We start from the raw sequence: 17,349 nt of genomic DNA, 5'->3' as shown, positions 1-17,349 counted from the left end.
GGCAATGCATCGCCGGAGAAGCGGGAGGAGAACCCCAGAACCCTCCCGCTCGGTGCGGCCGCTAGGGCGCCGTCCGCTGGCCGCCGGGCACCCACAGGACGTCGCCCTGCTCGCGGTTGGCGTGGCGGGCGAGGATGAAGACGAGGTCGCTGAGCCGGTTGAGGTAGGTCAGGGCGAGCTTGTTCATGCTGTCGTGGTGCTGCTCGAAGGCGGCCCAGCCGGCCCGCTCGGCCCGGCGGACGACGGTGCGGCTCACGTGCAGCGCCGCGGCGGCGGGGGTGCCGCCGCTGAGGATGAACGAGCTCAGCTTCTGCAGCGGCTCGTTGTAGTGGTCGCACCAGCCCTCGAGCCGGTCGACGTAGTCCTGGGTGATGCGCAGCGGCGGGTACTCGGGGTCGGGCACCACCGGCGTGCACAGGTCGGCGCCGACGTCGAAGAGGTCGTTCTGCACGTGGGTCAGCACCGCCACGACGTCGTCGTCGAGCCCGCCCTGCGCGACCGCCAGGCCGAGGTGGGCGTTGGCCTCGTCGACGTCGGCGTAGGCGTGCAGCCGCAGGTCGTTCTTGGTGGTGAGGCTCATGTCGCCCAGGCGGGTCTCGCCGCCGTCGCCGGTGCGGGTGTAGATGCGGGTGAGGTGGACCATCCGCGCACAGTATCGGCGTGACGCGCGGCGAAATTCGCTGGCTTCCGGGTGCAACCTGCAGGAGTGTCAGCGCGTCATAGTGGGTAGTGGGCCGGTGTGGCCCGCAGCACACACACCGAGGAGACCAGCATGGACGTCACCGTCGACGGTTCCACGCTCGTGCTCGAGGGCGACTTCGACGTCCGCAGCACCTGGCAGGTGCGCGGCGTCCTCTACGACCTGCTGGCCGACCACGACCGGGTCGTCGTCGACCTGACCGGGGTGGCCTCCATCGACGTGACGGCGCTCCGCGTGCTCGCCGCCGCGTCGCGGCAGGCCAGCCGTCGCGGCCAGCACGTCCGCCTCCGCGGCTGCAACGGCGCCGTCCGCCGTCTGCTCCACCTCACCCACCTGATCCGGGTGGTCGAGGTCGAGCGTCACGCCGCCGCCGTCTGAGCCGGAGACCCGCGACGCACCGGGGTGTCGCGTATCCCACGTCACGATCCGGTTACCGATCGGTAGTCGGCGTCCTACCCTCGGCCCATGGCGGAGAAGGACAAGCCCTGGGTCATGCGCACCTACGCCGGCCACTCCACGGCCGCGGCGTCCAACGCGCTCTACCGCACCAACCTCGCCAAGGGGCAGACCGGCCTGTCGGTCGCCTTCGACCTGCCGACCCAGACCGGCTACGACCCCGACTCGCCGCTGGCGCGCGGCGAGGTCGGCAAGGTCGGCGTCCCGGTGCCGCACCTCGGCGAGATGCGCCGGCTCTTCGACGACATCCCGCTCGCCGAGATGAACACCTCGATGACCATCAACGCCACCGCGATGTGGCTGCTGGCGATGTACCAGGTGGTGGCCGAGGAGCAGAGCCCGGACGACGACCCCGCCGACGTCGCGCGGCGGCTGGCCGGCACGACGCAGAACGACATCATCAAGGAGTACCTCTCCCGCGGCACCTACGTCTTCGGGCCGCAGCACTCGCTGCGCCTGATCAGCGACCTGATCGCCTACACGGTGACCACGGTGCCGAAGTGGAACCCGATCAACATCTGCAGCTACCACCTGCAGGAGGCCGGGGCGACGCCCACGCAGGAGCTCGCCTACGCGCTCGCCACGGCCATCGCCGTCCTGGACGCCGTGCGCGACTCCGGGCAGGTCGAGCCCGACGACTTCCCGCGCGTGGTCGGCCGCATCTCGTTCTTCGTCAACGCCGGCGTGCGGTTCGTCGAGGAGATGTGCAAGATGCGCGCCTTCGGGCGGCTGTGGGACGAGATCACCCGCGAGCGCTACGGCGTGGACGACGAGCGCATGCGCCGGTTCCGCTACGGCGTCCAGGTCAACAGCCTCGGGCTCACCGAGGCGCAGCCGGAGAACAACGTGCAGCGCATCGTGCTCGAGATGCTCGGGGTCACGCTCAGCAAGGACGCCCGGGCGCGCGCCGTCCAGCTGCCGGCGTGGAACGAGGCGCTCGGCCTGCCTCGCCCGTGGGACCAGCAGTGGAGCCTGCGGCTGCAGCAGGTGCTGGCCTACGAGTCCGACCTGCTCGAGCACGACGACCTGTTCGCCGGCTCGCACGTCGTCGAGGCCAAGGTGGCCGAGCTGGTCGAGGGCGCGCGGTCCGAGATCGACCGCGTGCAGGCGATGGGCGGCGCGATCGAGGCCGTGGAGTACATGAAGCAGCAGCTGGTCTCCTCCCACGCCGCTCGCCGGGCGCGCATCGAGTCGGGCGAGGAGAAGATCGTCGGCGTCAACGTCTTCACCACCACCGAGCCGTCGCCGCTGACCGCCGACCTCGACACCGCGATCATGCTCGCCGACCCCGAGGCCGAGCGCACCGCGCTCGAGGGGCTCGTCGCCTGGCGCGAGGCCCGCGACCAGGCCGCGGTGGACGACGCCCTGGCCCGGCTGGCCGCCGACGCGAGGACCGAGGTCAACCTCATGCCCGCGACCCTCGCCGCGGTGCGGGCCGGCGCGACCACGGGGGAGTGGGCGGCCACCCTGCGCGAGGTCTTCGGCGAGTACCGCGGCCCCACCGGCGTCTCGGGCGCGGTGGGCGTCGCCGACGCCGGCACCGAGCTGACCCGGGTGCGCGAGCGGGTCGCGGCCACCGGCGACGAGCTCGGCGGCCGGCTGCGGCTGCTGGTCGGCAAGCCCGGGCTCGACGGGCACTCCAACGGCGCCGAGCAGGTCGCGGTGCGCGCCCGCGACGCCGGCTTCGAGGTGGTCTACCAGGGCATCCGGCTCACGCCCGAGCAGATCGTGGCGGCGGCCGTCGCCGAGGACGTGCACTGCGTGGGGCTCTCGATCCTCTCCGGCAGCCACATGGAGCTGGTGCCCGCGGTGCTCGACGGCCTGCGCGAGGCCGGGCTGGACGACGTCCCGGTCATCGTCGGCGGCATCATCCCCGACTCCGACGCCCGGCGGTTGCGCGAGGCGGGCGTGGCCGCCGTCTACACGCCGAAGGACTTCGGGCTGACCGAGATCATGGGCGGCATCGTCGACGTCATCCGGGCCGCGCACGGCCTCGACGCCGACGCCGAGCTCGTCACCAGGTGAAGTAAGCCTGTCCTAACCCGCTCTGCTACCGTCGGACCCGTGGGCAATAAGAAGGACAAGCGTGACGCCACCGTCGTCAGGCTGCCCAAGCTGGAGTGCTGCGAGTCGCGCAAGCGCTGCAGCCGCTGCCCGCTCCGGATGCTGAAGGAGGGCACGCTGCCGGCCGGCTACACGGTCAAGCGCCGGCGGCTCGTGCGCCTCGACGGCACGAAGGTGACCAAGAAGAAGCTCAAGAAGGTGGCCTGAGATGCCCGCACCCCGGTTCGTGGAGTGCCTGAACCAGCAGATCGGCCACGAGCTGGCCGCGCACAACCAGTACCTCGCGATCGCGGTCCACTACGACGCGTTGACGATGCCGCAGATGGCGGCCTTCTTCTACGCCCAGGCGCTCGAGGAGCGCGACCACGCGATGATGATGGTCCGCTACCTGCTCGACACCGACGAGGACGCCGTCATCCCCGGCGTCGAGGCGCCGGTGGCCCGCTTCGAGGGCGTCGTCGCCCCGGTGCAGCTGGCGCTCGACCAGGAGAAGAAGGTCACCAGCCAGATCAACGAGCTGCTGCGCACCGCGCGCGAGGAGACCGACTTCGCCTCCGAGCAGTTCATGCAGTGGTTCATCAAGGAGCAGGTCGAGGAGGTCGCCACGATGAGCGACCTGCTCGCCGTGGTCACCCGCAACGCCGACGACATCGACGACATCGAGGACTACGTCGCGCGCGAGCAGGGCGGCGAGGGCGCCGACGCCACCGCGCCCCGCATCGCCGGGGCCTGACCCCCGGCACGGCCGTCGGGCAGACTCGCCCCATGGGTCGCGTGCTCGTGGTCGGCGCCGGGGTGGTGGGGCTGACCTGCGCCGTCCGGCTGCTCGAGGCGGGGCACCGCGTCGACGTGGTCGCCCGTGACCTACCGCTCGAGACCACCTCGGCGATCGCCGCCGGCCTCGTGCTGCCGCACCGCATCGGCCCGGCCGACCGGGTCTCGGCGTGGACGGCGCGCTCGGAGCAGGTCTTCACCGACCTGGCCGCCGACGGTGACGTCGACGCCCACGGCGTGCGGACGGCGTCCGGCACCGTGGTCGGCGAGGGCGAGCGCGAGGCGCCGCTGGTCGACATGCCCACGTTCCTGCCGTGGCTGGTCGCGCGCATCGAGGCCCTCGGCGGCACGGTGACCCGGCTCAACCTGTCGGCCCTGCCGGCGCCCGGCGGCGAGCTGGACGTCGTGGTCAACTGCTCCGGGCTCGGCGCGCGGCTGCTCGGCGGGGACCGGGGGGTCGTGCCGGCCGCCGGCCAGGTGCTGTACGTCGACCTGCCGGGGCTCGACCGCTGGTGCGTCGACGCGGGTGACCGGGCCGGTGACGAGGCACCGACCTACGTCGTCCCGCGTCGCCACGACCTCGTCGTCGGCGGCACCCACGACGAGGGCGAGTGGAGCCGCACGCCCTCACCGCCGGTGGCCGCGGCGATCCTCGCCCGCGCGGCCCGCCTGGTGCCCGAGGTGGCCACGGCGCGGGTGCTGCGGCACAAGGTGGGGCTGCGACCACAACGCCCCACCGTCCGGCTGGAACGGGTGGGGCGCGTGGTGCACTGCTACGGGCACGGCGGCGCGGGCGTCACCGTGGCGTGGGGGTGTGCCGACGAGGTGGTCCGGCTCGTGACCGAGCCGGTCGCCGACGTCGGCTGAGCCCGTCGGTTCACGTCGTCAGCTGAAGTCGTCGACATCGTCGAGCTTGGTGTCGGCGTCCTCGCCCTCGCACGTGGAGGCGATGAGGTCGGAGATGACCTTCTTCTCGTCGTCGGAGGCGTTGTCGAAGGCCTCCTTGGCCTCGTCGTCGCCGTCCTGGTCCACGGCGTCCTCGAGCAGGTCGGCCCGCTCGTCGTCGGACTTGTCGAGGTACTCGCCGCACGTGGTGTCGCCCGGGTCGCCGCCGCAGGCGGTCAGGCCGCTGCCGAGCAGCAGGGCGGCGAGCAGGACGCCGGCGGAGCGGCGGACGCGGGGGAGTCGGGGGAGTCGCGTGGTGGTCATGGGGGGCCTTTCAGATGACCTCGGGGCGCGGGCATGGCGCCCGCGCCCCGAGGGAGTCGCTGTGGGAGGGGAGGTGAGACCGCCGGGCGGCTCAGAAGTCCTGGTAGACGTACTCGCCGATCTCGGTGTCGTCGTCGCCCTTGCTGTCGCACTCGGAGGTGACGAACTCGGCGATGCCGTCGAGGAACAGGTCGCGCTCCTCGCCCTCGAAGCCGTCGAGGGTGTCCTTGACGTTGTCGTCGTCGCTGTCCTCGATGAGGTCGACGACGGTGTCGCGCTTCGCGCCGGCGTCCTGGTCGCTGAACTCGCCACAGGTGACGTTGCCGGCGTTCGAGCACGCGGTGAGGGTGCCGCCGAGCGCGAGGACCGCGACGAGCAGACCCATGCGGGAGCGGGAGGAGCGGGGGCGGGTGATGTCAGTTCGGAGGCTCACGGCGCGAACCCTAGCCTGTCGAAAGGGGTGAAGGAGAGAGGCAGGCCGCCGGTGGTCTGGACGGGTCCGCTCGGCCGGCCGTGGACCCACCTGGTCAGAAGTCGGCATAGACGTACTCGCCGATCCGGGTGTCGTCCTCGCCCTTGCTCTCGCACTCGGAGGTGATGAACTCGGCGATGCTGTCGAGGAAGTCGTCGCGCTCGTCGCCGGCCTCGAACTCGTCGAGGGTGTCCTGGACGGCCTCGTCGTCGCTGTCCTCGATGAGGTCGACGACGCTGGAGCGCCGCTGCTCGGTGCTCTGGTCGAGCCACTGGCCGCAGGTGACGTCGCCCGCGCTCTCCGGCTCGAAGACGTCGAGGAACCCGTCGAAGATGCTCAGGCCCGACCACGAGCAGCCGCCGAGGCCCACGCCGACGGCGAGGGAGACCGCCCCCAGGGCCAGGGGACGACGGGCCGGCTCGCTGCGCATGCGCGGACGCTAGCCGCGCGACCCGCCCCCGCGCAGCCGAACGACCGAGCGGGCGACCATCACGCCGACGACCAGGCCCACGACCGCACCGACGAGCGGTCCCCACTCCTCGTCCACGCCCCGGCCGGCGACGGTGCCCGCCACGGTGAGGGCGAGCACCAGGCTCGCGACCAGCAGGTTGCGGAACACCTCGCCCAGGAAGACCCGGCTGAAGGAGGAGCCGTCGGTGGTCGGTGTCGTCTCGGCGGCCGGGGTCGTCGCGGCGGGTGTTGTCGCGGCGGCCGGGGTCGTCGGGGTGACCGACGGCGCCATGGTGCCGTCGCGCTCGAGCGGGATGGTGCCGACGACCGCGTCGACGTCGATCGGCCCGTAGACGTGCGGGAACGTCTCGCCGGAGCCGGGCACCTCCTCGTCGACCACGGGGGAGGTGAGGCGCTCGGTGTCGATCACGAGCAGCACCAGCGGCTCGTCGACGTCGGCGTAGTAGCGCTCGCGCACGCCCTGCCACTGGTCGCCCCGGCTGGCGTGGATGAAGCCCTCCTGCGCCAGCGTGCGCCCCCGGGTGGACGTCGTGTAGCGCCCGGCCCGGCGGGCGGCGTCCCAGTCGGCGACGGTGGCGAGGTGGAAGATGCGCACGGCAGCGGTCTCTCTCGGGCTCAGAAGAGCCGGTGCTCGGAGTCGTCGATGCCGCGCAGGGCGTCGTAGTCGACGACGCTGCAGGCGATGCCGCGGTCGGTGGCGAGCACGCGGGCCTGGGGCTTGATCTCCTGGGCGGCGAAGATGCCGCGCACGGGGGCGAGCAGGGGGTCGCGGTTGAGCAGCTCGAGGTAGCGCGTCAGCTGCTCGACACCGTCGATCTCGCCGCGCCGCTTGATCTCCACGGCCACGGCCAGGCCGTCGGCGTCGCGGCACATCAGGTCGACCGGTCCGATCGCGGTCGGGAACTCGCGCCGCACCAGCGTCAGGCCGTCGGCGAGCGTGGCGGGGTGCTCGGCCAGCAGCTCCTGCAGGTGCTTCTCGACGCCGTCCTTCTGCAGGCCCGGGTCGACGCCGAGGTCGTGGGAGGTGTCGTGGTGGATCTGCTCGATGAGGATGCGCAGCGTGTCGTCGGTCTTGCTCGTGACGGTCCACTCGACGGCGCCGTCGTCGGTGGTGCCCTCGCGCAGCGTGCACGGAGGCGACATCCAGTTCAGCGGCTTGTAGGAGCCGCCGTCGGAGTGCACCAGCACCGAGCCGTCGGCCTTGATCATCAGCACCCGCGTGGCCATCGGCAGGTGAGCCGTCAGCCGCCCCGCGTAGTCGACCTGGCACCGGGCGACGACGAGTCTCACGGGGCGCGAATCTACCGTGGCCCCGTGACCGTCCGAGTCCGCCTGGCGCGACCCTCCGACCTGCGCCGCCTCGCGGCCGTCGAGGACGCCGGCGTCGCCCTGTTCACCGAGCACCTCGGTGCCGAGACGATGGCCCGGGTGCCGGCGCTCTCAGCGCCCGCCCCGAGCGGGGCCGACCGCGCCGGGCACGGCTTCCTGCTCGTCGCCGTCGACGAGCGCCGGCTGGTCGGGTTCGCGCACGTCGTCCCGCACGACCTGGTGGCCCACCTCGAGCAGGTCTCGGTGCTGCCCGACGCCGGACGCCGCGGGATCGGCACGGCCCTGGTGCGCGCGGCCATGGAGGAGGCGCGGTGGGCCGGGTTCGGCCGCATGTCGCTCACCACCTACCGCGACGTGCCGTGGAACGGCCCGTTCTACGCCGGTCTGGGCTTCGGCGAGGTCGCGCGGCCCGAGCCGTTCCAGCAGCGGCTGCGGGCCCGGGAGCAGGCGCTCGGGCTCGACGCGGCGGGCCCCCGCGTGGTGATGGACGTCGCGCTCACCAGGCCCCGCTGAGCCCCCGCCTGCGTGCGATGATCGCGCCATGTCGACCGAGATGACCGCGTCGTCCGAGCAGGCCGGCCGCTCCCCGCGCACCTTCCGCACCATCGGCGTCGTGGGGCTCGGCACGATGGGCGCCGGCATCGCCGAGGTCTTCGCCCGCCACGGCTACAGCGTCATCGGGGCCGAGGTCGACGACGACGCCGTCGAGCGCGGCCACCAGCACCTGACGCACTCCACCGACCGCGCCGTGCGCCGCCAGAAGCTCTCCGAGGAGGAGCAGGCCGAGCTGCTGGGCCGGGTCAGCTTCACCACCTCGCTGAAGGACCTGCACGAGGCCGACTTCGTCATCGAGGCCGTCGTGGAGTCGATGGCGGTCAAGAAGGCGATCTTCCAGCAGCTCGACGAGGTCGTCTCGCGCGAGACCGTGCTGGCCACCAACACCTCCTCGCTCTCGGTCACCGAGCTCAGCTCGGCCACCTCGGCACCGGGCCGCGTGGTCGGCGTCCACTTCTTCAACCCCGCGCCCGTGCAGAAGCTGGTCGAGGTGGTGCGCACGGTGGTCACCGAGCCCGACGTGCTCGACGACATCCGCGCCCTGCTCGACACCCTCGGCAAGAGCCCGGTGGTCTGCGGCGACAAGGCCGGCTTCATCGCCAACACCCTGCTGTTCGGCTACCTCAACCACGCCGCCTCGATGTACGAGGCGCACTTCGCCACCCGCGAGGACATCGACGCCGCCATGCGCTTCGGCTGCGGCTACCCCATGGGTCCGCTGGCGCTGCTCGACCTGATCGGCCTCGACACCGCCTACGAGATCCTCGAGACCATGTACCGCCAGGGCCGCGACCGGCTGCACGCGCCCACGCCGATCCTCAAGCAGATGGTCACCGCGGGCATGCTCGGCCGCAAGACCGGCCGCGGCTTCTACACCTACGAGGCCGCCGACAGCCCCGTCGTGGTGGCCGACGACCGGACGCCGTCGGCCGCCGACGCCCCGAGGCTGCGGCACACCGTCGACCGGGTGGGCGTCGTCGGCACCGGCACGATGGCCACCGGCATCGTCGAGGTCTTCGCCAAGGCCGGCTACGACGTCCTGTTCGTCGGGCGCAGCGCCGACAAGGTCGACGGGGTGGTCGAGGCGATCGGGCGCAGCCTCGACAAGCAGGTGCAGCGCGGCCGCGCCACCGAGGACGAGAGGACCGCCGTGCTCGGCCGGCTCACCGGGTCGACCTCGCTCGACGACCTCGCCGACGCCGACCTCGTGGTCGAGGCGATCGCCGAGCAGCTCGGCGCCAAGACCACGCTGTTCGCCAACCTCGACGAGATCTGCAAGGACGGCGCGATCCTCGCGACCACGACGTCGTCCCTGCCGGTCATCTCCTGCGCGCAGGCCACCTCGCGTCCGCGCGACGTCGTGGGCCTGCACTTCTTCAACCCGGCGCCGGTGATGAAGCTCGTCGAGGTGGTCTCGACGGTGGTCACCGACGAGGCGGTCAGCGAGACCGCGCGGGCGCTGTGCGAGACGCTCGGCAAGGTGGCGGTCAGCTGCGCCGACCGGGCCGGCTTCATCGTCAACGCGCTGCTGTTCCCCTATCTCAACGACGCCGTCCGGATGCTCGAGGCGCACTACGCCACCGCCGACGACATCGACCTCGCCATGAAGCAGGGCTGCGCCCTGCCGATGGGGCCCTTCGAGCTGCTCGACGTGGTCGGCAACGACGTCTCGCTCGCCATCCAGCGCGAGCTCTACCAGGAGTTCCGCGAGCCCGGCTTCGCCCCGGCGCCGCTGCTGGAGCACCTGGTGACCGCGGGCTACCTGGGCCGCAAGACCCAGCGCGGGTTCCGGGACTACTCGCGCCGCTGACGCGCTGACGTCGGCCGCCGCGTCGGCCGGGTCGGCCGCCGTCTCGGCCCGGACGGGCGGTGGGTGGGTTACCGAATCCTGAGTTGGAACGGTCATCAGCTCACCGCCGCCCCGCCTCACCCCGGCCCGGCGGTGAGTGAGTTACCGAATGGCGGGTCGGAACGGTCACCAGCTCACCGCCGCCCCGCCTCGGCCCGGCCGGGCGGTGAGTGGGTTACCGAATCGTGGGTCGGAACGGTCACCAGCTCACCGCCGCCCCGCCTCACCCCGGCCGGGCGGTGAGTGGGTTACCGAATCGTGGGTCGGAACGGTCACCAGCTCACCGCCGCCCCGCCTCACCCCGGCCGGGCGGTGAGTGGGTGACCGAATGACGGGCGCGAACGGAAACCACCTCACCGCCGCCCCGGGCGGGCGGCGTCCGCCCTCCCCTCCGGGGGTGGGGATGCCGGTCGTGGCGAGGAGTAGGACGGTGCCATGAGCTCCGTCGAGACCGGTCGCATCACCACCGACATCCCCATGCGGCTCGACCGGTTGCCCTGGGCCCGGTGGCACTGGATGGTGGTGATCGGCCTCGGCACCGTGTGGATCCTCGACGGCCTCGAGGTCACGATCGTCGGCTCGATGTCGGACGCCCTCAAGCCGAACGACACCGGCCTGGGGATGAGCAGCTTCGACATCGGCTTCGCGGGCGCCGCCTACGTGGCCGGCGCGTGCGTCGGCGCGCTGTTCTTCGGCCAGCTCACCGACCGGTTCGGCCGTAAGAAGCTGTTCCTGCTGACCCTGGGGGTCTACACCGTCGCGACGGTGGCCACCGCGTTCGCGCCCAACCCCACCTGGTACTTCATCGCCCGCTTCTTCACCGGCACCGGCATCGGCGGCGAGTACGCCGCCATCAACTCCGCGATCGACGAGCTGATCCCCGCCGCCTATCGCGGCCGCGTCGACGTCGCCATCAACGGCTCGTTCTGGCTCGGCGCCGCCGGCGGCTCGCTGCTGACCATCCCGCTGCTCGACCCCAACGTCATCGACGCCAGCTGGGGCTGGCGGCTCGCGTTCGGCCTCGGCGGCATCCTGGCGGTCGGCATCCTCGTCGTGCGCCGCCACGTGCCCGAGAGCCCCCGCTGGCTGTTCATCCACGGCCGCGAGGACGAGGCCGAGGAGATCGTGCGGAGCATCGAGCAGGAGGTCGAGCACGAGACCGGCAAGCGGCTCTCGGAGCCCCACGACACCATCACCGTGCGGCAGCGCCACTCCATCGGCATCGGCCTGATCGCGCGCACCGTCTTCACGCTCTACCCCCGGCGCACCGTGCTCTGCTTCTCGCTGTTCGTGGGCCAGGCGTTCCTCTACAACGCCTTCTTCTTCACCTACGGCGACACCATGAGCGAGTTCTTCGGCGTCAAGCAGACCGGCTGGTACCTCGCGATCTTCGCGGCCTGCAACTTCGCCGGTGCCCTGCTGCTCAGCCCGCTGTTCGACAGCCTCGGCCGGGTCAAGATGATCACCGGCACCTACGTGCTCTCCGGGGTGCTGCTGGCCGTCGCCGGGATGAGCCTCGACAGCCTCTCGGCCACCACCCTGACCGTCTTCGGGGCGGTCATCTTCTTCTTCGCCTCCGCCGGGGCCAGCGCGGCCTACCTGACCGCGAGCGAGATCTTCCCGATGGAGACCCGCGCCCTGTGCATCGCGTTCTTCTACGCGATCGGGACGGCGGCCGGCGGCATCGCCGGACCGCTGCTGTTCGGCTGGCTGATCGACAAGGGCGTGGGCGAGTCCGACATCACCGTCATCGCGATCGGCTACTACATCGGCGCGGCGCTGATGATCGCCGGCGGCCTCGTCGAGGCGGCGCTCGGGGTGAAGGCCGAGGGCCAGTCGCTCGAGAGCATCGCCCAGCCGCTGACGGTCGAGAGCTGACGTCGTCGCCCGCGTGGTCGCCGACGGGCCGGCTCCCCTCACCGCCGAGGGCGGGCCGACCACGGCCTGACCGCGCCCGGACCGCGCTCGCGCGAGCCGCCGGCGTCGACCCGGGCCTGGCTACCGTGTCGTCATGACAGCCCTGCTCGTCGTCCTCGGCGTGGTCGTGGTGCTCGCGATCATCGGCACGCTCGCCGGCCGCCGCAACCGGGCCCGCGAGGCCGAGCGCCGCGAGCACGCGCTGGCGCCGGTGCGCAGGCTCGCCTTCGAGGACGTCACCGCCCTCGGCGAGGAGCTGCAGCAGCTCGACCTCGAGCTCGCCGGCCGCCGCCTCGACGAGGGCGAGCGGGCCGACTACCAACGCGCCCTCGACGCCTACGAGGCCGCCAAGACCTCGGCCGACGCCATCGCCGCCCCCGACGACCTGCGCGAGGTCACGAAGGTGCTGGACGACGGCCGCTACGCCGCCGCGTGCGTGCGGGCCCGGGTGGCCGGTGAGCCGCTGCCGACGCGTCGTCCGCCGTGCTTCTTCGACCCGCGCCACGGCCTGTCGGTCACCGACGTGGCCTACCGGCCCGGCGGCGGCGCCGAGCGTGAGGTGCCGGCCTGCGCGCTCGACGCCGAGCGGGTCGCCGCCGGCGCCGACCCCGACGTCCGGCAGGTGCAGCTGGGCGCCAAGCGGCGCCCCTACTGGGACGCCGGGCCGGCCGTGGAGCCCTACGCCGCGGGCTACTTCGCGAGCTCGATGGTGATGAACGCGGTCTTCGCCGGGCTGCTCATCAGCGCGATGAGCCCGGGCCTCGACGGCATGGACGGGGGCATGGACGGGGGCTTCGACGGGGGTGGCGGGGGCTACGACGGAGGTGACGGCGGCGGCTTCGACGCCGGCGGGTTCGACGGCGGGGGCTTCGACGGGGGAGGGTTCGACGGTGGCTTCTGACCTGCGACGGCCCCTCGTCGGCCTCCTGCTCGCCGTCCTCGCGCTCACCCTCCTGACCACCGCGCCCGCCGCACCCGCGGGCGCCCGCGTGGCCGACGGCGTCGACGACGTCGTCGGCCTGCCCCGCGGCACCGACGCCGACTACCAGCTCGGCGGCGCCGACGCGACGCCGCGCCACGTCGGCATCGTCGCCCGTGACCGCACCGCCCGGCCCGCCGCCGGGCGCTACAACATCTGCTACGTCAACGGCTTCCAGACCCAGCCGAACGAGAAGCGGTTCTGGCGCGAGCGGTGGGACCTCGTGCTCAAGCGCGGCGGCAAGCCGGTCGTCGACGCCAACTGGGGCGAGTGGCTGCTCGACCTGCGTACGCCCGCGAAGCGGCAGCGCCTGGCCGCCATCGTCGGCCGGTGGACCGCCGGTTGCGCGCGCGACGGGTTCGACGCCGTGGAGTACGACAACCTCGACTCCTTCACGCGCAGCCGCGGCCTGCTCGACCGGGCCGACGCCCTGGCCTTCGCGCGTCTGCTCGTCGAGCGGGCCCACGACGTCGGCCTGGCCGTCGCGCAGAAGAACCTGGCCGGCTACGACGGCACGCGCATCGGCTTCGACTTCGCCGTGGCGGAGTCGTGCGCGCAGTGGGACGAGTGCGGCGCCTACGTGGCCGACTTCGGGCGCGACGTCGTCATGGTCGAGTACCGAGCCGCCGACTTCCGCGAGGCGTGCCGGGGCTACGGCCGCACGCACCCCGTGGTGCTGCGCGACCTCGCCCTGCGGCCGTCGTACACGCCGCGCTTCTGCTGAGGCGGGCCCGGCTCCGTCGGGTCGGGCGGGTCAGTGGACCCGGGTGGTGCGGTCGTGTGCCCGTGCCCGGTCGCCACACCGGTGTCGGGCACCCGACCCGGCTGATCCGGCCTCCGCTCAGGGAGACCCGGCCGCGGCTCAGGCCGGCGAGGCCGGGCCGGGCGTGAGCCGGTTCAGCACCTCGGTCATCTGCTTCTCGGTCTTGGTGCCGATGCGCTCGAAGAGCAGCTTCATCACCGGCTCGGCCAGCTTGCCGGCGGTGCCCTTGGCCTCGATGACGGCCTCGTAGTGGATCTCGCTGCCGGTGCCGCTCGGCGTCACGGTGATGGTGTCGGTGGTCTCGGCGGAGTCGTTCTCGCCGCGGAACTTCACCAGGCTCGGGGTCAGCTCCTCGAGCCGGTAGGTCAGCTCGGTGGTCACCCCGGCGATCTTCGAGACGTTGTGGAAGGTGCTGCCGACCTGGACGGGGCCGGCGTCCTGGCGAGTGCACGACTCGGTGCCGGGGTCCCACTCCTCGGCGTGGCTGAAGTCCTTGAGGTAGTCGATCACGGTGGCGGGGGCGGGCTCGACGGTGAAGGTACGGGTCACGGTGGGCATGCCTCGACGCTAGGCGGGGCCCGGGTGGGGCTGCCTCACCCGCGCTGGCGGCTGCGGTAGGCCGCGACGGCGTTGCGGTTGCCGCACGCGGTGGAGCAGAAGCGGCGCGAGCGGTTGCGCGAGAGGTCGAGGACGACGCCCTCGCAGTCGTCGTCGGAGCACACCCCGAGCCGCGACATCTCGTCGGCGCGGATGACGTCGACCATCGCCATCGCGGTCTCGACGCGGATGCGGGCGCGCAGCGGGGCGTCGGAGGTGATGGCGTGCAGGTGATAGTCGAAGGCGTCGTGGCGCACCAGCTGGGGCAGCGCGCCCTCCTCGGCGAGCATCCGGTTGACCAGGACGACGGCCTCGTCGCGCGAGGCGGTCAACAGCTCGCGCAGCTCGCCGCGCAGGTCGAGGACGGCGGCCAGCTCGTCGTCGTCCTCGTCGTGCCGGCCGGTGTAGGAGAAGTCCTCGAACCAGGTGGCGAGCTCGGCGGGGGAGCGGATCGTCACGGGCTCGAGGGCGCTGTTGGCCAGCACGGTCGCGGCCTGGAGGGCCATCTCGACGTCATGGGCGAATACCACGTTGACAGGTTACCGGACCGGACCGTAGCGTCATCACCCATGAGCGCGTTGACGCATGACAGACCGACGGGACGTGCAGGTTCGACCGCGCCGGCGGGGTTGGGCCTGGCCCTGGTCTCGGCCGCCTCGTTCGGCCTGAGCGGTGCGCTCGCCACACCGCTGCTGGCCTCCGGCTGGACGGCGGGCTCCGTCGTCCTCGTGCGCATCGGGCTGGCCGCCCTCATCGTGGCGCCGTTCGGCGTCCGGGCGCTGCGCGGTCGGTGGTCGCTGCTGCGCCGCAACGCCGGTCTCATCGCGATGTACGGCGCGCTCGCCGTCGCGGCGGCGCAGTTCTGCTACTTCTCGGCCGTCTCGCACATGCAGGTCGGCCCGGCGCTGCTCATCGAGTACACCGCGCCCGCCGCCGTGGTGGTGTGGCTGTGGCTGCGCCACGGGCAGCGGCCCGGTCCGGTCACGCTCGTGGGCGCGGGCCTCTGCGCGCTCGGCCTGGTGCTGGTGCTCGACCTGCTCTCCGGGGCCGACCTGAGCGTGCCGGGCGTGCTCTGGGCCCTCGGCGCGATGGTCGGCTGCGCCACCTACTTCATCGTCAACGGTGACGAATCCACCGGCCTGCCTCCGATCGCGCTGGCCGCGGGCGGGCTCGTCGCCGGCGCCGCCGTCCTGGCGCTGCTCGGCCTGGTGGGGCTGATGCCGATGACAATTGACGGCGCGCCGGTCGACTACCTCGGCACGAGCGTGCCGGTGTGGCTGCCCCTGGTGCTGCTCGGCGTCGTCACCGCCGCCGTCGCCTACGTCACCGGCATCGCCGCCGCGCGTCGACTGGGCTCCCGCCTGGCCTCGTTCGTGGCGCTGAGCGAGGTCGTGGCCGGCGTGCTGTGGGCTTGGCTGCTGCTCGACCAGCTGCCCGGGCCGGTGCAGCTGCTCGGCGGCGCGCTCATCCTCGCCGGCGTGCTGGGCGTCAAGCTCGGTGAGCGCACCGTCGTGGGCGCCGAGCCCGACGCCGTCCCCGCCTGAGCAGAAAGTCGGCCGTCGACTGCCACAGATCCGCCGTGCGCGGCGTGAGTGGTGCGTGGATGGGAGCGTGACCGAGCTGCCGCGGCGCCGTCGCGGCGTCGAGCACGCCGACTTCGAGAGCTGGGCCGCCTCGCGCCTGGCGTCGCTGACCCGTTTCGCCTACCTCGTCACCGGCTCGCAGCACGCGGCCGACGACGCGGTGCAGACGGCGCTCGCCAGCGCGTGCGCGCGGTGGGGCCGGGTCTCGCGCACCGACGACCCCGACGTCTACGTGCGCCGGATGGTGGTCAACGCCCACGTCTCGGCGTGGCGGCGCGGGGCGCGGCGTGAGACGTCGGTGGCCGAGGTGCGTCTCGAGGGCAGCGGCGGCGACCTCGCCGAGGGGGTCGCGCGCGACGACGCCGTGTGGCGGGTCTGCGCGGCTCTGCCGCCGCAGCAGCGGGCGGCGGTGGTGCTGCGGTTCTACGAGGACCTCGACTACGCCGAGATCGCCCGGGTGCTCGACGTCACCGAGGCGACGGTCCGCTCCCACGTGCACCGCGGGCTCACGGCGATGCGCCGGGCCCTGACCGACGACGGCGAGGAGCAGGCCTGATGGACGACGACGAGCTGGCCCGCGCCGTGCGCGAGGGACTCACCCGGCAGGCCGAGCAGGCCGAGCCCGACCCCGCGGTGGTCGGCCGCGCCCGCGCCGCTGCCTCGCGCCGACGGCGCGCCCGGTTCGCCGTCCTCGGTGCCGCTGCGGCCGTCGCGCTGGTCGTCGGGACCGTGGTCGTGGTGACCACCACCCGCACCGGGGACGACGACGCGCCCGCCGGCCCCGCCGACTCCGCCGCTCCCAGGGTCACCGCCGCGACCGACGGCGGCGATCCGGAGCCGACCGCGTGGCGCACCGAGTACTGGCGCGGCGTGCAGGTCGACGTGCCGGCCGACTGGGGCTACGGCAACCCGGGCCTGTGCGGTGACCTGCCGACCGGCACGCCCTACGTCGGACGCCCGATCGGGGTCACCGACGCCTGCTTCACACCGGGTCCCGACGCGACGCCCACCGCTCCTTACGTGTGGTTCGACGTCCCCGGCGCCGGTCCAGGTGTGGAGGACCTCGGTGACGGCTGGACCCGCGAGACGGTCGAGGTCGCCGGCACCCGCGTCAGCGTCGCGGCTCAGGACGCGGACCTCCGGGCCCGCGTGCTGGGCTCGGTCGAGCCCGGCGGGCTCTGCGACCCCGACCTCGACGGTGTGCCCGAGGCCCGGTTCGACAGGACGATGGAGGGCGGTGGCACCTTCCGGTCCGCCCACCTCTGCGCCTACCGCGGCGGCGACCTCGTCTACGCCTCACCGGTCACAGACGAGCTGTTCGAGACGACCGTCGACGCCGTCGGCGGCGCGCCCGCGGCACGGCGCTGCAGCCTCCCGCCGTCCGAGGTCGTCGTGGTCACCGGCATCTTCGACGACCCGTACGGCCCGGGGATCACCCTGTTCCGCGACGTCGTCTACGACCTCACCTGCGGCATCGCGACCACGACGACCTACGAGCACCCAGGCGGGCCGGACCACCAGGTCACCGAGGCGACGGTCCCATGGGCCACGCCGGTGTTCCGTCGTCTGCTGGTCGGCCCGCTGAGTGGCCGGTGGGTCTACGGCCGCTTCATCGGCGTGCAGGGCTGAGC

21 protein-coding genes are annotated in these 17,349 nt (G+C 72.8%); 13 read left to right on the top strand and 8 right to left on the bottom strand.

Features of this window, described 5'->3' with window-relative positions; translation table 11 throughout:
- Window positions 1-61 precede the first annotated feature (61 nt).
- Entirely contained in the window at window positions 62-643 is a 582-nt protein-coding gene (locus tag ABEA04_RS11605; protein ID WP_345458499.1) for a cob(I)yrinic acid a,c-diamide adenosyltransferase, read from the bottom strand.
- Between the two features lie 129 nt (window positions 644-772).
- Here ABEA04_RS11605 and ABEA04_RS11600 point away from each other — a divergent pair, with 129 nt between their 5' ends.
- The 5 genes from ABEA04_RS11600 to ABEA04_RS11580 all read left to right on the top strand — a co-directional run bounded on the left by ABEA04_RS11600 (window position 773) and on the right by ABEA04_RS11580 (window position 4,861).
- On the top strand, window positions 773-1,078 hold the full coding sequence (locus ABEA04_RS11600; RefSeq protein ID WP_345458498.1) for an STAS domain-containing protein: 306 nt from the start codon (window positions 773-775) through the stop codon (window positions 1,076-1,078).
- Between the two features lie 87 nt (window positions 1,079-1,165).
- Entirely contained in the window at window positions 1,166-3,181 is a 2,016-nt protein-coding gene (locus ABEA04_RS11595; RefSeq protein ID WP_345458496.1) for a protein meaA, read from the top strand.
- Between the two features lie 39 nt (window positions 3,182-3,220).
- The gene (locus ABEA04_RS11590; protein ID WP_345458494.1) at window positions 3,221-3,427 is read left to right on the top strand and encodes a hypothetical protein; all 207 of its coding nucleotides are present in this window, start codon (window positions 3,221-3,223) and stop codon (window positions 3,425-3,427) included.
- Between the two features lies 1 nt (window position 3,428).
- Complete coding sequence (locus ABEA04_RS11585) at window positions 3,429-3,953, top strand: ferritin (RefSeq protein WP_345458492.1); 525 nt, start codon at window positions 3,429-3,431, stop codon at window positions 3,951-3,953.
- A gap of 32 nt (window positions 3,954-3,985) precedes the next feature.
- Window positions 3,986-4,861 carry an FAD-dependent oxidoreductase gene (locus ABEA04_RS11580; protein ID WP_345458490.1) on the top strand — a complete coding sequence of 292 codons (876 nt, stop codon included), beginning with the start codon at window positions 3,986-3,988 and terminating at the stop codon, window positions 4,859-4,861.
- Window positions 4,862-4,879: 18 nt separating this feature from the next.
- Here ABEA04_RS11580 and ABEA04_RS11575 read toward each other — a convergent pair whose 3' ends face one another.
- The 5 genes from ABEA04_RS11575 to nucS form a co-directional block, all read right to left on the bottom strand.
- Window positions 4,880-5,203 (bottom strand): hypothetical protein, encoded by a 324-nt coding sequence (locus tag ABEA04_RS11575; RefSeq protein WP_345458488.1) that lies wholly within the window; start codon window positions 5,201-5,203, stop codon window positions 4,880-4,882.
- Window positions 5,204-5,294: 91 nt separating this feature from the next.
- Window positions 5,295-5,636 (bottom strand): hypothetical protein, encoded by a 342-nt coding sequence (locus tag ABEA04_RS11570; RefSeq protein WP_345458486.1) that lies wholly within the window; start codon window positions 5,634-5,636, stop codon window positions 5,295-5,297.
- Window positions 5,637-5,730: 94 nt separating this feature from the next.
- On the bottom strand, window positions 5,731-6,105 hold the full coding sequence (locus tag ABEA04_RS11565; protein WP_345458484.1) for a hypothetical protein: 375 nt from the start codon (window positions 6,103-6,105) through the stop codon (window positions 5,731-5,733).
- A 9-nt stretch (window positions 6,106-6,114) separates the two neighbouring features.
- Complete coding sequence (locus ABEA04_RS11560) at window positions 6,115-6,741, bottom strand: DUF952 domain-containing protein (protein WP_345458482.1); 627 nt, start codon at window positions 6,739-6,741, stop codon at window positions 6,115-6,117.
- A 20-nt stretch (window positions 6,742-6,761) separates the two neighbouring features.
- Window positions 6,762-7,436, bottom strand: a complete 675-nt coding sequence (nucS, locus tag ABEA04_RS11555) for an endonuclease NucS (protein ID WP_345458480.1) — start codon at window positions 7,434-7,436, stop codon at window positions 6,762-6,764.
- Between the two features lie 24 nt (window positions 7,437-7,460).
- Here nucS and ABEA04_RS11550 point away from each other — a divergent pair, with 24 nt between their 5' ends.
- The 5 genes from ABEA04_RS11550 to ABEA04_RS11530 all read left to right on the top strand — a co-directional run bounded on the left by ABEA04_RS11550 (window position 7,461) and on the right by ABEA04_RS11530 (window position 13,499).
- On the top strand, window positions 7,461-7,988 hold the full coding sequence (locus tag ABEA04_RS11550) for a GNAT family N-acetyltransferase (RefSeq protein ID WP_345458478.1): 528 nt from the start codon (window positions 7,461-7,463) through the stop codon (window positions 7,986-7,988).
- 28 nt (window positions 7,989-8,016) lie between these two features.
- Complete coding sequence (locus ABEA04_RS11545) at window positions 8,017-9,840, top strand: 3-hydroxyacyl-CoA dehydrogenase family protein (protein WP_345458476.1); 1,824 nt, start codon at window positions 8,017-8,019, stop codon at window positions 9,838-9,840.
- A gap of 474 nt (window positions 9,841-10,314) precedes the next feature.
- A complete protein-coding gene (locus tag ABEA04_RS11540; protein ID WP_345458474.1) occupies window positions 10,315-11,757 on the top strand; it encodes an MFS transporter in 1,443 nt (480 codons plus the stop codon).
- A gap of 133 nt (window positions 11,758-11,890) precedes the next feature.
- A complete protein-coding gene (locus ABEA04_RS11535; protein ID WP_345458472.1) occupies window positions 11,891-12,697 on the top strand; it encodes a hypothetical protein in 807 nt (268 codons plus the stop codon).
- Window positions 12,687-13,499: an endo alpha-1,4 polygalactosaminidase gene (locus tag ABEA04_RS11530; protein WP_345458470.1), complete on the top strand. Its 813-nt coding sequence runs from the start codon at window positions 12,687-12,689 to the stop codon at window positions 13,497-13,499. Before ABEA04_RS11535 ends, ABEA04_RS11530 begins: the two co-directional genes overlap by 11 nt.
- 138 nt (window positions 13,500-13,637) lie before the next feature.
- Here the strand turns inward: ABEA04_RS11530 and ABEA04_RS11525 are convergent, their stop codons facing one another.
- Both ABEA04_RS11525 and ABEA04_RS11520 read right to left on the bottom strand, forming a co-directional pair.
- Window positions 13,638-14,096 carry an SRPBCC family protein gene (locus ABEA04_RS11525; protein ID WP_345458468.1) on the bottom strand — a complete coding sequence of 153 codons (459 nt, stop codon included), beginning with the start codon at window positions 14,094-14,096 and terminating at the stop codon, window positions 13,638-13,640.
- Between the two features lie 35 nt (window positions 14,097-14,131).
- Window positions 14,132-14,665, bottom strand: a complete 534-nt coding sequence (locus ABEA04_RS11520; protein WP_345458466.1) for a CGNR zinc finger domain-containing protein — start codon at window positions 14,663-14,665, stop codon at window positions 14,132-14,134.
- Between the two features lie 99 nt (window positions 14,666-14,764).
- On the opposite strand from ABEA04_RS11520, the gene ABEA04_RS11515 reads away from it, so the two are divergent.
- The 3 genes from ABEA04_RS11515 (at window position 14,765) to ABEA04_RS11505 (ending at window position 17,347) form a co-directional block, all read left to right on the top strand.
- Window positions 14,765-15,679 (top strand): EamA family transporter, encoded by a 915-nt coding sequence (locus ABEA04_RS11515; RefSeq protein ID WP_345458465.1) that lies wholly within the window; start codon window positions 14,765-14,767, stop codon window positions 15,677-15,679.
- A 67-nt stretch (window positions 15,680-15,746) separates the two neighbouring features.
- Entirely contained in the window at window positions 15,747-16,274 is a 528-nt protein-coding gene (locus ABEA04_RS11510) for a SigE family RNA polymerase sigma factor (protein WP_345458463.1), read from the top strand.
- Window positions 16,274-17,347: a hypothetical protein gene (locus ABEA04_RS11505; protein ID WP_345458462.1), complete on the top strand. Its 1,074-nt coding sequence runs from the start codon at window positions 16,274-16,276 to the stop codon at window positions 17,345-17,347. Before ABEA04_RS11510 ends, ABEA04_RS11505 begins: the two co-directional genes overlap by 1 nt.
- Window positions 17,348-17,349 lie beyond the last annotated feature (2 nt).

Source organism: Nocardioides marinquilinus, from assembly GCF_039543705.1.
GTDB lineage: Bacteria > Actinomycetota > Actinomycetes > Propionibacteriales > Nocardioidaceae > Nocardioides > Nocardioides marinquilinus.
The sequence above is the reverse complement of the archived record's forward strand: the minus strand, read 5'-3'. Positions and strand labels throughout refer to the sequence as shown.